This is a genomic window from Okeania sp. SIO2F4 (assembly GCF_010672385.1).
GTDB lineage: Bacteria > Cyanobacteriota > Cyanobacteriia > Cyanobacteriales > Microcoleaceae > Trichodesmium.
In genome coordinates this window covers 1-13,777 of sequence record NZ_JAAHGT010000158.1, presented here as the reverse complement: position 1 = coordinate 13,777, position 13,777 = coordinate 1, and the positions used below count along the sequence as shown (strand labels likewise).

The 13,777-nt window shown below is 35.2% G+C and carries 10 protein-coding genes; 5 read left to right on the top strand and 5 right to left on the bottom strand.

The window, feature by feature from the left end; genetic code table 11:
• Both F6K22_RS12675 and F6K22_RS12670 read right to left on the bottom strand, forming a co-directional pair.
• Positions 1-2,045 (bottom strand): dynamin family protein (locus F6K22_RS12675; RefSeq protein WP_293097887.1); only part of this gene is annotated, 2,045 nt, incomplete at its 3' end.
• Positions 2,046-2,776: 731 nt separating this feature from the next.
• Entirely contained in the window at positions 2,777-3,445 is a 669-nt protein-coding gene (locus tag F6K22_RS12670; RefSeq protein WP_293097884.1) for a phosphoribosyltransferase, read from the bottom strand.
• A 623-nt stretch (positions 3,446-4,068) separates the two neighbouring features.
• Between F6K22_RS12670 and F6K22_RS12665 the strand changes: the two genes are divergently transcribed.
• Positions 4,069-4,797 carry a uracil-DNA glycosylase gene (locus tag F6K22_RS12665; RefSeq protein ID WP_293097881.1) on the top strand — a complete coding sequence of 243 codons (729 nt, stop codon included), beginning with the start codon at positions 4,069-4,071 and terminating at the stop codon, positions 4,795-4,797.
• 602 nt (positions 4,798-5,399) lie between these two features.
• On the opposite strand, the gene F6K22_RS12660 is transcribed toward F6K22_RS12665, so the two are convergent.
• Positions 5,400-5,633, bottom strand: coding sequence for a DUF167 domain-containing protein (locus tag F6K22_RS12660; RefSeq protein WP_293097878.1), 234 nt, complete (start codon positions 5,631-5,633; stop codon positions 5,400-5,402).
• Positions 5,634-6,791: 1,158 nt separating this feature from the next.
• Here F6K22_RS12660 and F6K22_RS12655 point away from each other — a divergent pair.
• The 4 genes from F6K22_RS12655 to F6K22_RS12640 all read left to right on the top strand — a co-directional run bounded on the left by F6K22_RS12655 (position 6,792) and on the right by F6K22_RS12640 (position 11,762).
• On the top strand, positions 6,792-8,216 hold the full coding sequence (locus F6K22_RS12655; RefSeq protein ID WP_293097876.1) for a pyridoxal phosphate-dependent aminotransferase: 1,425 nt from the start codon (positions 6,792-6,794) through the stop codon (positions 8,214-8,216).
• Positions 8,217-8,607: 391 nt separating this feature from the next.
• A complete protein-coding gene (locus F6K22_RS12650) occupies positions 8,608-10,056 on the top strand; it encodes a hypothetical protein (protein ID WP_293097873.1) in 1,449 nt (482 codons plus the stop codon).
• Positions 10,057-10,265: 209 nt separating this feature from the next.
• Positions 10,266-10,829, top strand: coding sequence for a class I SAM-dependent DNA methyltransferase (locus F6K22_RS12645; RefSeq protein ID WP_363273440.1), 564 nt, complete (start codon positions 10,266-10,268; stop codon positions 10,827-10,829).
• A gap of 90 nt (positions 10,830-10,919) precedes the next feature.
• Complete coding sequence (locus F6K22_RS12640; protein ID WP_293097870.1) at positions 10,920-11,762, top strand: SAM-dependent methyltransferase; 843 nt, start codon at positions 10,920-10,922, stop codon at positions 11,760-11,762.
• A gap of 108 nt (positions 11,763-11,870) precedes the next feature.
• On the opposite strand, the gene F6K22_RS12635 is transcribed toward F6K22_RS12640, so the two are convergent.
• Both F6K22_RS12635 and pyrF read right to left on the bottom strand, forming a co-directional pair.
• Positions 11,871-12,542: a hypothetical protein gene (locus F6K22_RS12635; RefSeq protein WP_293097867.1), complete on the bottom strand. Its 672-nt coding sequence runs from the start codon at positions 12,540-12,542 to the stop codon at positions 11,871-11,873.
• A 296-nt stretch (positions 12,543-12,838) separates the two neighbouring features.
• Complete coding sequence (gene pyrF, locus F6K22_RS12630) at positions 12,839-13,552, bottom strand: orotidine-5'-phosphate decarboxylase (protein WP_293097865.1); 714 nt, start codon at positions 13,550-13,552, stop codon at positions 12,839-12,841.
• Between the last annotated feature and the right edge of the window lie 225 nt (positions 13,553-13,777).

Sequence of the window (13,777 nt, the reverse complement as noted above, 5' to 3'; positions counted from 1 at the left end):
TTCTCAATTTTTTCATACTCGGATAACACATCAGTTTCTAACTGCTCAAACCTCGCTAATTCTTCTCCACGATTAATTTCTCGTTCCTCTTTTTGCTTAACTAAATTATCTAATTCACTCTGGCGAGATTGAATATCATCATCTATCCTTTCACTTACTTCTTGCTCATAACTATCAAAGCATTCTTTAATTGCATCATAGACTGGTTGCCACTGTTCTTGAGCAACTTGAGGTAAATGTTTTACCAACTCCTTTTTAGCTACTTGAACTAACTGTTTTTTGGCTTGGTCTGCTTGCATTACTCCCACTCCTAAACCTAATAATGCTAAACCAACCGGACCTAAAGTTATGCCAGTTATTGTGGCAATAATTGTTCCTATTCCAGCCACAGTAACTAAGTTTAATAAAATATTTTTCCAATCAAAACCAGCTCCAGCCATTGCCATTCCAGCAATATTTCCTCTAGCTAAAGAAAATAATCCCATCGCCCATTTTGCCCAAGTGGGAGAGTCATCTTCTTCACCATAACTGTTGAAAGAATCAACCTTTTTCCCAGTAATTTTTTCAGTAATTTTATCTGTAACTTTAGTGTAAGAAGCACCATAATGAGCAGCCATTCTTGATAGTTCTAAAAATGCTGCATCCATTTCATTTTCCACAGTTATCGTCCAGGCAGCTAATTTATCATTAATATATTGTTCAAACGCTTTTTTTAGTTCTACTTCAAACCCTTCTCGTTTCTCTTTATTCAGAAAATCCATAAAGTTTAAATCTGGTTGATAACGCAAAAAATCAGCCTCAAAAGTATCACCTAAATTTAAAACATAAAAGCGAAAAGAATCAGCTACAATTCTAGCTTTCTTATCCCGAACCGTTCTAATTTCCTTTTGAAATTGGTCGCGAATTTCTGTAAGTTTTTTAAACTCCGGTTCCACAGAATTAATCCTAGCTTTTAACTCATTTACATCCTCATCTAACAAAGGCTTTCTTCTAGCGATCGCCTCCCGAACATGACTATTAGCTTGACTAGCTAAAGTCTGAGCTTGTCGAAATTCTTGAACAGCTCTTTCCTTAGTTAAAAAATTATTCAAAGCACCCATAAACTCCGGAAAACCCGTTCCCTCTAGAGAAGCAAAATTATCTTTTATCCGCCGTCGCAAAGCAGGCAAAGCAGATATTGCAAATACCCTTTTTTGATAAATATCTTTACTATCAACAACACAATATTCAGCCAAATTAGCATGAAAAACCTTTCTAACTTTTGACTCTGCTGCCTCTAACTCCTCCCCATCATCTGGGTCAATCAAACTTTCTCTAATTTGGTCGAAAGCATTAATCAGAAAAAATACCGTCAAACCCCTATTTTTAATATAATTTTCTAAATAACGACGTTCTCCCAAAGTACAAGGTTGAGTTGCCCTCATCACAAACAAAATAGCATGACAATTATTAATATATCCCAGAGATAATTCATTCCTTGCCTCAGTATCATTCAATCCCGGACTATCAACAATTTCTATACCTTTTTCTAATAGTGCCAGAGGATATTCAACCACAGCATAATCAACATCAGGAAAAGCTTGTTTCTTCTCCTTTTCTAATCTTTTCGCTTCTGCCGGATCGATAGTATAATTGCGCTTAAAAATTTTAAAATCTAACTCTTCAGGACTTTTACCATCATTAAAATGAACCGTTACTTTTTTTTCTGTTCCATAGCGCAAAATAGTTAATAAAGCCGTGCAAGGATTAACATCACTAGGAAGAATATTTTCACCAATTAAAGCATTTAAAAAAGTGCTTTTACCCCGTTTCATATCTCCCAAAACCATTAATCGAAATACACCCTCTCGGAGATTTTTACTAGCAACTTTAATATCCTCTATTTCTCTGGCTAAACCCAACTCACCAGAACTTTGTTTGCCTGCTAATTCTGCTACTTCTAAAGTCTCATAAATTTTTCCTAAACTATCAGCAACCTTAGCACGAACTTCCGCTACTTTTGCCAAATCTTGAATAAAATTTTCAGCTTCTATTTTGTTAGTCATGTTGTTTTTTATGTTATAATAGAATAGGTATAGCTTTAAGCATTCAGCTATTAGCTCAAATCAAAACTATTGGCTGTAAAAGATTTCACTTTGATCAATTTCCTAACACTTTTTTGTAGTGCTATAACAAGGAACAAAAAATATACTTTGATACTTGAGCTAAGGATTAAGATAACACAAAATAGTTTTTTCTCTCTTCCTCCTTTTTTATTGAAAATTTTATCCTCAACAAATTAAATCTGCCAAACTATAAACACTGAGAATTAATATGTAGAACTGAGAAAATACCAAATTCAAAAAAGATAGTTACTGTAAAATCATCTGTAAAACTATTCAGAAATTTGGGCTCCTTTTTACCGAATCATTAATAATTAATAATTATTAATTAAATAATTCAGCTTGATTAGCCTCCCCTTTCAAGGGGAAAAAGCAGTCCTTGGATGGCGAGGTTTCCCGCTCTTAACAGAGCCGCTCCGAAGTGCGCCATATCCAATCTCCCCTTGAGAAAAATGCTCTTGAATTTCCTTATATTCAATTCCGTAACGGTTTTAAGCTTCTTGTAATTATCAATTATCCATTATCCATTAATGAATCCTCCTTCCTATATAGCAGTCGCCATTACTGGCGCGGACATTCTCGCTCTTATCAAATATAGTCCGTGCTGCGAATTGAACTTCGCGCCTTCTAACTTCGCGCCTTCTGACTTCGCGCCTTCTGACTTCTGACTTCAGCTATAACCACTCCCCTTGTTGCTGTAAACAAGCCAAAGCAACCTCAGTTTCCACCTGAGCAAACTCATTATAAAATCTACTCACACTTAGAAATGGGTTAGGAGTTTCCAAAACAATCAAGCGATCGCAACATTTTCTCAAAGGTTGAAGCAACTCTGGTGGTGCAACTGGTACACAGATCCAAACAGCATTCGGTTTCTGTAACTGAATAGACTTAACTGCAGCTATCATCGTCATTCCTGTAGCTATTCCATCATCAACCAAAATTACTAACCTATCTAGAGAGCTAATTTCAGCCTTTCCAGCACTCAGCTTTTCTAATTGAGATAAAGCTTTTTCCTGTGCTTTTTCAATCAGAGCATATTGAACTCGTAAACTCCGTGGTTTCTGCTTTGACCAAACTATACAACCATCTGCCGTTATAGCACCGAGAGCTAATTCTGGATTAGACGGTAAAGTAATTTTCTTCGCCACCACCACACTTAATGGACAACCCAACCGACGAGCAACTGGCACTGCTACTGGCAACCCTCCTCTTGGCAAAGCGTAAACAATCGGGTTTAATGGCCAATCTCTGGTCAACTTTTCATGGCAAAAGTTGGACAAAATAACTCTGGCCAATTTTTCTCCGGCATCAGGGCGATCGCGAAAGATATGGATAGATGACATAATTCTGCCCTCCAACTACTGGTACTGGACTGAAACGCCTAAAAATCTAGGTTGGGTAGAACGATAGTAAAACTTAACACCAGCAAGTCTTTAATTAGTTTACTCTTACAGGAACCAAGCTAGGGTTCCTCAACCTCACCTACAATCTACTTTATAGTTACATTTTAACTAATAGCCTTGAACTTGAGACTTTCTATTTACTTTTGAGTTTTGAGTTTTAACTTCCTTCTAACTATCAGTTAAAGTCTCGATTAAATCTAACTTTTAATTTTTGACTTGTCTCTAACTGTCAGTTAAAGTCTCGATTAAATCTTACTTTTAACTTTTAATTTTTAACTTTTGACTTCCCTATTATGTCTAGCAAAAAAACTCACTCTCTTAACTTCTCTCTAACTGTCAGTTAAAGTCTCGATTAAATCTTACTTTTAACTTTTAACTTTTAACTTTTGACTTCCCTAATTATGTCTAGCAAAAAAAAAACTCACTCTCTTAACTTCTCTCTAACTGTAAGTTAAAATCTCGATCGAATCTTACTTCTAACTTTTGACTTCCCTCTAACTATCAGTTAAAGTTTCAATCAAATCTAACTTTTAACTTTTAACTTTTAACTTTTAACTTTAATTATGTCTAGCGAAAAACAACTCAGTCTCTTTGACTGGTCAAATAATAATGACTCTTCAGAATCAGAGGTAGATTCTGACTCCGACTCTAGCCTCATTCCCACAAATGCGAAAATTCCTATTCCATTAGGAACATATCAAACAATGGAGCAAATAGCTGTTCATTGTAACCAATGTCATAGATGTGAACTAGGGGAAAACCGGACTAACGCTGTTATTGGTAGAGGCAACCCCCAGGCAGAAATTATGATTATTGGAGAAGCACCTGGTCAAAATGAAGACGAACAAGGTCTGCCTTTTGTGGGTAGATCTGGGCAACTGCTAGATAAAATTTTGCAGTCTGTGGAGCTGAGTAGCGATCGCCACGTTTATATTTCTAATGCTATTAGATGTCGGCCACCGGAAAACCGGACTCCTACTCTGAAAGAAATAGAAGCTTGTAAACCCTATTTATTAGAGCAAATACGTCTTGTCAAACCGAAAATTATTCTCTTAACTGGAGCAACAGCAGTTAAAGCTTTGACTGGTGATAAGCGAGGTATTACTAAAATTCGGGGTCAATGGATGGAGTGGGAGGGGCGACTTTGTATGCCTATTTTTCATCCAGCTTATCTTTTGCGTAACCCTTCTAGGGAACCAGGCAAACCAAAGTGGTTAATGTGGCAAGATATTCAGGCAGTTAAACAAAAGTTAGAAGAGCTTCAAAGTGATAGTAATTATATAGATTTTTGAACAAAGTCTTTTAGTCAAGGAAAGATAATATTATACCTTTAGTTAAGCATTCAGCTATTAGCGATTAGCTCTGCTACTTTTGAATTAATCAAGCACTGATAAAGTGAACTGAGTAAATCTTATCCTTACTTTTAATTGTAATTATCAATCAATCTCTCAATACTAATTCTTTCTATAAAGAAAATTAATTAATTAATCAATAATCGCTGATAGCTGTTAACGTAGTTACCGAGAAATTGTGGGTATGCGCCTCCCCTTTTAAGGGGAAAAAAGCGGTCGTTTGCGGAGCATGACCTAGGATGGGATGGCGAAGTCTCCCGAAGAGTGCAGAGCCGCGTTTCATGTCGCGTTTGCGCAATTATTCCGTAGGAAAGCGAAACGCAATTCAAGTCGCTCCGCGTTTCGCTGCGCGACATGAAAAACGTGCGTTGTGCGGAACGCTAAACGCCATATCCAATCTCCCCTTGATCAGAAAAAATTTTTCATTATTAGTCAATCCTATCCGTTTTCAAGGAGAGGTAATTATTAATTATTAATTATTAGTTATTAATTATTAATTGTTGAAGACCCTGGAGGCTAGCTGACGGCTGAATGCTAACTAGCTAAGTTTCTGGCAGAGAAATTTCAATCAATTTATTTTTGGAAGATAAACCTGATTTAATTGTAATTTCTGACTTTTTCACATCAAACTTTTTTGCCAATAGTTTAATTAATTCTTGATTAGCTTTACCATCTACAGGAGGAGACTTCAAACATACTTTTAAACTGCCATCTGCTTCAGCTTCAACACTTTGTTGTTTAGAATTTGGTTTAAATTTTACTTTTAAAATAGCCATATTTAAGTAATAACTAAAGTCCAGTGAAAAAGTTTTATAGGTGAGGGTAGGAGTCAGGATAAATGAGAATTATAGAGGATTTAGGAGGAATAATTTTTACTCTGTTTTTTTTCTATTATCTGCTAAAAAATATCACTTTTTGTACCTCTTTTTGTACCTATTAGTAAGCGGAAAATTTGCAGTTTTTTCACCAAAAAAAAACTATTAGTATTCATCTCTAAATCCTCGATTAAAATACTGGAAATTGGGTAAGTCTGACGACAATTTTTCGAGCTTTTAAAAGATTAATATTAAGCTGTAAAAACATTTTACAGTAGCCAAGGAGCAACAGAAAAAGTACAAAAATATAGAATAGAATACTTGGAAAAAGTAAAATATATAGACATATAAAATTTAGTATTTTTAGATAATACTTGTAAAATCTAGTATTAAGAGAGCAAATAGTGACTAAAATCTAAAAGGAGTAAGACTTAAAGAGATTAAAATCTGCTAGATAGAGAGGTGGAAAAGTACATATATTCCTAGATTTTTAAGTGATAAATAGTTGTCTTGATTTCTTCATCCTTATTCCCTATTCCCTATCTCCTTTTTATATTTCCTGATACATTCAATCTCTTATATCATGTCCGGATAATTAGCGATAAAAAAACTTTCTCCTCCTTATACCTTAAAATTCCCTCCTCTTCCCTCCTGACTCCATTTTTATTTATAACTATTCAACCGGACATGATATTAATTATTGATGTTTTTACTTCTCCCCCAGTTATACCAATTCCCAAAAGCATTGCTATACTTATGTCGCACTTCAGTTATTAAGTAATTAACACAGAGTAAATCACTTTTTTGCTAAAAATAGCCCAGTTAATGTTTATTATTCTTATGTTGTACGGACGTTTAGCTGGCGCAAAACTTCGTTTAGGCTGTCGCCAACATGAAAAACGCTGCGCGACATGAAACGCATTTTTGTTATGCAAAGTCCCTACCCCCAAACGGACCACACGGACCACACGGACCCACCCGATCGGGTATAGCATTCTTTTTGAGAAATGCTATTACTTACTCCCCTACTCAAGAAAATGTAGAAAAGTTTTTGAGAAATACTATTACATAAGATTGATATAGTTAATTTGAAATAGTTTTCAAGTTTGGGTAGTCAAAATGAGCCAAATTTCTGCAAGAGTTGAGAATTTACCAGCATCTCCTTTTGTAACATTTGCTGCACTAGGAAGTAAATGTGATAATGTTATTAGCTTTAGAAGTGGTTCTCCTGGTCACGGATTAATTCCTGGAGTTCAATTAGCTATTAATGAAGCTAGGTCAATAGATATATCTCTTTACCGCGTACCACACTATGGTTCACCCAAAGCACGAAAAGATGCAGCTCAATACTTTCAAGAGCGCTATGGTTTAGAATTTGACCCCAGTCAAGAAATTAACATCACATCAGGTTTTACCCACCTATTTTACTGCCTTTGTACAACAATTCTAAATCCAGGGGATATTGTACTTCTCATCGAACCTACCTTTCCCCAATACCAACAACCTATAGAATTAGCTGGTGGGAAAAGAGTAATTATTCCTACAAAAGAAGAAGATAATTGGAAGCCAAAACCAGAAGCAATTAAAACAGCATTTGAAAATTATCCAGATGCCAAAATGATAGTCTTCAATTATCCAAATAATCCCTCTGGTGCTGTTCTGACTGAAGCAGACTGGAATACAATTATTGATACCTTAATTGTAGAAGTTGATAGACGAACAAAAGTAGGAGGGACACCACTATTAGTCTTGAGTGATGATGCTTATGTCCCATTATTTCATCATCAAGATAGCCATGAATATGCCACCCTGGGAGCAACATTACAAAAAAGACTAAATTTAGCCCAAAGCTCGGAGAGATATTCTCTGGAGCAATTGATGGAATCATTTTTCATCATTTGTACCTTATCAAAAGAAGGAGTAGGAGGCTTATTGTTAGGTATGGGAGCTACCAAAAATACTAAGTTGCTGGAATTTTTGAGAACTACTCAAAAAGCAACTGTTATTAGTTCTAATGCTTTAGGAGAAATAGCCTTAAGCGCAATAATTCAACCAGATCCACACAATACCCTAAAATGGGCGGGTAAGCTCTACGCTAGTCGCTTGAATCAATTAGCTTTGGGACTAAATTCTATATTTGAAAAACATGGCCTCTTGAAAGTTTTTAATCATCGACCAGCAAGTTTTGTTCCACCAGCAGGAATGTATCTTTATACAAACTTTTCTCACTTAAAGGGTTTAAAGGTAAGTGTAGATTTTCTGGAACGTATACGAACTCTAGTTGAAGGGAAGTTCGATTTTGGATCGCTATTTTCTCAAAATCAAATCAATACGAGCTTAGATGTGGGATTATGGTTATTGCTGGAAGCTAAAGTTAACGCAGTACCAATGGGAAAACCAGAAGATTGTTATATACGATTCTCTGTGAGTTTACCACAGGCTATTGTAGAAAGTTCTCCTCAAGAAATCGATCGCCAAAAGACGGAAGAGAAGGGAGAAAAGCTGATAAGTCAGGCGTTAAATCAAATTGACCAAAGTCTATAAGAATTCATACAATTTTAATGCGAAAAAGAAAATGGTGTTGCTGAATAAATGTATTATTTCACAGGATTCAGAAGTCAGTAAGTAGGTAAATAGGAGTTTTTCGGTGACTTTAGAGGAAGAAATAGGTGTAATTTTTACTCTTACTTTGGAGTTGCAGATTATGGAATGATAGTGCAAAAAATTGGTTTGGAATTTGACTAAAAAAAACCATTAACTAATCATTTTAGTAATCCCCAAATTTGTACCCTTTAAACATCCAAAATCCAGAATCATTCCTCACTGTGCAACACTCTTACTTTGGCTGAAAATTTACCCAAAGTTAAGTTTAATACCTCAAATCAGCAATCCTAAAAAGAACATCTATATCTATTTTGATTGAAGGAATCTAAATATGATGAGAAAGCAGTTAGATATTATAGAACTAAAGCCTGAGACACAAAGAGCGATCGCTGATTATTTAATAGATGTGGCAAGTAAAGGCTATGATCTCCAAGAGTTCGACCCTCGGATGAAATATGCAGGGACAAAACTTTCCCTATCCCAACAAGAGGGTTATTATCCAAATTGTAATCTGACTGTTCTGAAAAAATTAAGTTATGCTATTAGCGAAATCCTAGAAGAAAATGGAGAACAAGAGGCTTTAAAATGCTTCAAAGCTTATCGGGAATTGTTTTCATCGGCTAGTAAATGCCAAGAAGGCAATGATAATTTTATTCCCTACGTTCAAAAAATTAAAATTCTGCCAGACGACCTGTTTTTGGATATAGATACTGCTGATTTGATTTCCCCAAATGGATTTAGGATTCCTGAACACTTAAATACTTGGGAAGAAATCCAGAAATATTCAGCTAAATTGGTTTTGCCCAAACTACTATTGGGGGCTATTTGTGGCCTTCACAATCAATTTCCCTGGATGGACTTAGATATGGACCTCAACTCCACGATGCACACCATGCGACCCGATCCAGATAAATATGATGTTAATGCTGGATATGGAGGAGGTTCTATTAAGCAACATACTGATGGTTACTGGAATGAGCAGACTAATGTACCTCTGATTATTGTTTTTCTGAGTATTAGTAATCCTAATCGAGAACCAACAGGTTTTATTCCTGTAGAGGCTATTTTCCGGATTCCATCTCCAGAGTTACCAATTTATCACGACTGGTTGGCAGTTTTCCAAGAGTTAATACCAGCAGAGCAAACTCCCGAAGAATTTGTCAAATGGATAGTTGAGCAAGCAACTAAACCCCAGTTTTCTTTTGTGATGGGTGTATTGGGTGGAGATGCTAAACGAGGTGTCTATGAAACTCCACTTTTAGAAAAAGACCCAAGTTATGGTGGTTATTTATTCAGAGCTAAATCTACATTTCAATCTTCTAATCCAAATGGAAACTTAGTTGTAGAGTTTACCAATCGCATGATTAAGTTTTTGGGAAGTCAGCAACTGTCTGATACATATTTGGAGGTTTCCCTATCTCCAGGAGAAGTTTATTTAGCTCTCAATGGTTCGGGATTATCCATCGATTGGAATCCTCAATATGAACAAGACAAATATTGTTACCCAGTTAAGGGAGCAGCTACTATTCATGGAAGGGGTAAGTTATCAGCAATTCAAGGAAAAATCGATCGAACTTTAGCACGGGGTAATAGTTTGCTTTATCCTGAAAGAACTTTCTACAGTCCAGAAGATGGGGCAGAATTACTGTTAGAAGAAATGAAAAAATGTTCTCCTAATCCTGAGCAAGTATCCCTGGACAGAAATAGTTTCTTTCCAGACAAAGGAGTTGTCAGTAAGCTTCTCCAAGAAGGAATTCGTGGTAACAAATTAAAACGATAACAAGATAGAATTGAGAATTGAGAATTGAGAATTGGTAAATTTACAGGATAGAATTCTGAATTAGTAAATTTACCTTTTTTAATTCTAAATTCTAGATTATAAATCCTGAATTATCATAGAATAATCTTAGGAAAAAAATGGGTATTAAAGAGAGAGTAACTCAAGTTTACAGTTCTAATAATAATCAATAACTTACGAAAAACTATGATATATGGGCAGATGAATATGAGCAAGATTTAATCCGAGATGCTGATTATTTATCGCCGGAAAAAGTAGCAGATTTTGTACTCAAATATGTTCCGAAAAATAGCAAAATTTTAGATGCTGGTTCAGGTACAGGTTTGGCTGGTAAACTACTATATGACTATGGCTACACTAATTTAGTGGGGATTAATATTTCTGAGGGAATGTTGAATAAAGCACGTCATAAAAATGTTTACACTCATCTATACAAGCAAGTTTTAGGAGAAACTTTAGATTTTTCTACTAACTTTTTTGATGCAGTTATCTGTGTTGGTGTATTTACTTATAATCATGCTCCAAGTTCTGCTTTTGATGAGTTGATTCGTATTACTAAACCAGGAGGTTATATTATTTTTACCATGCGTCCTGACTTCTATGAAATTAACCAAGATTTCCAAAGAAAAATGACTGTATTAGAATTATCTAGTCAATGGCAGTTTTTAGAACGTGGGCAGAAATATTTTTCCCTTCCTAATACAAATTCGGATACAATTTTAGAAGTCTGGACGTATCAGGTTATATCAAAATAGAATTCAGAATTGGTAAATATACCTTGAATTATAAATTCAACATTTTAAATTCTAAATTCAAAATTGTAAATATTATCTCTAAATAAACTAATGTCAAATTTTTCAGTAATTGATAGCTTTAATCAAGATTACTTTAATAGCAAAGATATGGATTTGTTTTACCAAAGAGTATCAGGGGAACATACTCATTGCCCTATATTTGAACATCCTGATGAAGATTTGCATATAGCCAAGAAACGAACTACAGAATACATGGCATCTCTATTAAAAATAGATAGTAAAAGTCACTTACTTGATTTAGGTTCTGGGTATGGTGGAGCAGCAAGATACTTAGCTGAAAAATATAGTTGTCAAGTATCTTGTTTAAATCTTAGCGAAGAGCAAAATGCAGTTAATATTAAACGTAATCAAGCACAAAAATTTAGCCATCTAATTAATGTATACCAAGGTAGTTTTGAAAATTTACCCTTTCCTGATTCTACATTTAATGCAGCTTGGGCGCAAGATTCTTTTTTCTACAGCGATACTCAACTACAAGCTTTTCGGGAAGCACATCGAGTTTTAGTCAAAGGCGGTGAATTTTTGATTTGTACCTATTTCTTCACTGGCGATCGCCCTTCAGAAGCAGATGTAAATAAAGTAACTAATTGGTATACAGGAGGAATTCACAAAGTATATTTCTTGCATATAGATGAGTATAGAAAAGTTGCCAAGGAAATTGGAATGTCTGAAGTTCAAATTATTGAATTAACAGATAATGTTCCCCTGAACTACTTACAACTGTTGCAAAAAATGGAAAAAATTCAAGCTGAAGAAAAACTATGGAGTGAATACTTTTTTAATAAAAAAAAGCAACGGTTATTAGACTGTGGTGAAATGGGTAAAAGTGGCTTAATTCAATGGGGAATATTGCATTATCGGAAAGAAAATTAGAACGATCTTAGGCTATTGCTTTTGGAGAGTATCCACATTGCTGTTAGTCTGTGCCTTCGATAAACGATTGCCTCAAACAAACCTACTGTATTAATAATTTATATCCAATTATTCCTTCTTTAATCTGCCTCCTCTTTCTTGCTCTATTCTTCCTTTTCCCTGAAAATAACATCCTTTTAACCAAGCTCTAATACCTTTAGCAAATACTCCATTACTACTATCTTCTGGTTGGGGCGGTATATTTTCTGGTAAACTTTCTTCTATAGAAAACATATTAACTAATTCCCATTGTGTCTGATTTTGCCTCATAAATAACCAATGAAATTGTTGTAACTCTACTACCTGACTATCTCGATATTGTCTTTCTAAAGTTGTGAGAAAAATTTGATTAATATTTTCCTTTCTAAAAGGCGTATCATCTATCGGTAAAGGTTCAAATTCAGGACGACCTGCAATAACTATATTCCTTTTCAAATAATCCTCATTTGGCAGGCGATCGCGTTGAATTTCTCGATTAACATAACTAGGTAAATCTAACACTAAGGCTGCCACTATAATTTCTAAATTATCAGAATTTTCAGGGCAAGTAGATTTTTTTTTCGGTGTTTGACTAGGTTTGATTTGTTCTCTTATTTGTCTTCTAGGTCGTCTAGGTTTTCTCCTTCTCACAATTATTTGATTGTTGATAGTAACAAATATAGAATTAGGTAAAAATAAATCGTCACTAACTGTACTAATAATCGTGATTATAGAAATAAATATTTTCAAAAAAAATAACATTCGGCTTTAGGATTTTCATTTTGATAACTCCTTGACAATTATCATGTCTGAAAATAATTTACTGTTCAGCAATTTTTCCAAAGAATTTACAAATCAAATTTTTCAACCGTTTAACCTAATCTGTGAGAATAACAAATTTATTCTAACGGGACTTGAGGAAAAAATAGGTTAAAAATAGGGTAAAAACATTACTGCATAAGGTTTTGACCTTAAATTAACTGTGTTATTGATATATCGCTGAAGTCAGAGGAACTGATAACTGATAACTAATAACTGAACGCCAAACTCCCCTGTTTCTAATCTCCTTCAATTTCCTGACAAATACGTTCCAAAGCCTCTTTGGGGTCAGCAGCAGTAGTAATAGGTCGGCCAATCACAAGATAATCAGCACCAGCTTTAATGGCCTGAGCAGGAGTTAGCGATCGCTTCTGGTCTCCTGCCTCTGCCCAAGTTGGCCTTACTCCCGGACAAACTAAGACAAAATCATCTCCACAAACCCGCCTCAACTGTTCCACCTCTTGAGGAGAACAAACCGCCCCACTTAAGCCAGATTCCTGAGCCAATAATGCCATCTGCAAAGCATATTCCGGCAACTCTAAAGGAATTTTTAGGTCAAAAGCTACATCACGAGATGTTAAACTCGTCAAAATAGTAATAGCTATTAACCTTGGTGGGTTTTGGCCTGTAGCTTTTGCCCCTTCCACAACAGCTTCCTGCGCTCTAGTCAAAGCCACTCTACCAGCAGTCGCATGGATAGTTAATAAATCAACACCATAACTAGCAGCACACTGACAAGCTCCAGCAACAGTATTAGGAATATCATGGAACTTTAAATCTAGAAAAATCCTTTTCTGACGTTGTTCAAGAATTGAGAGAATCTCAGGGCCACAACTTACAAACAATTCTAGACCAACCTTCCACCAGATTATTTCAGGTAATTTGTCTATTAAGGCGATCGCTGCTGCTTCAGTAGGAACATCCAACGGGACAATAATTTTCTCAATACTCATCACTTTCTCTGAACATAAGACTAAAATACTAAGATGTTATAGTTTTGATTGGGGAAACACGGATATTTTTCCCTTTTCTCCGACTCAGAATTTCTGTATTCTCAAATTTAGAGGAATGAGAGTCTGAGCAAAAGTATTATAAATTCTCAGTTGTTGAATTTTCGGCACTTAACCTCAAAAAAACTAAAACGTTATAGTTTTGATTGGGGAAGCACAGATATTTTT

What these genes read in the sequence shown, in the direction of transcription:
- F6K22_RS12635 (WP_293097867.1), bottom strand. Translation starts at nt 12,542, where the DNA reads ATGTTATTTTTTTTGAAAATATTTATTTCTATAATCACGATTATTAGT.
- pyrF (WP_293097865.1), bottom strand. Translation starts at nt 13,552, where the DNA reads ATGAGTATTGAGAAAATTATTGTCCCGTTGGATGTTCCTACTGAAGCA.
- F6K22_RS12670 (WP_293097884.1), bottom strand. Translation starts at nt 3,445, where the DNA reads ATGTCATCTATCCATATCTTTCGCGATCGCCCTGATGCCGGAGAAAAA.
- F6K22_RS12660 (WP_293097878.1), bottom strand. Translation starts at nt 5,633, where the DNA reads ATGGCTATTTTAAAAGTAAAATTTAAACCAAATTCTAAACAACAAAGT.
- F6K22_RS12640 (WP_293097870.1), top strand. Translation starts at nt 10,920, where the DNA reads ATGTCAAATTTTTCAGTAATTGATAGCTTTAATCAAGATTACTTTAAT.
- F6K22_RS12650 (WP_293097873.1), top strand. Translation starts at nt 8,608, where the DNA reads ATGATGAGAAAGCAGTTAGATATTATAGAACTAAAGCCTGAGACACAA.
- F6K22_RS12655 (WP_293097876.1), top strand. Translation starts at nt 6,792, where the DNA reads ATGAGCCAAATTTCTGCAAGAGTTGAGAATTTACCAGCATCTCCTTTT.
- F6K22_RS12665 (WP_293097881.1), top strand. Translation starts at nt 4,069, where the DNA reads ATGTCTAGCGAAAAACAACTCAGTCTCTTTGACTGGTCAAATAATAAT.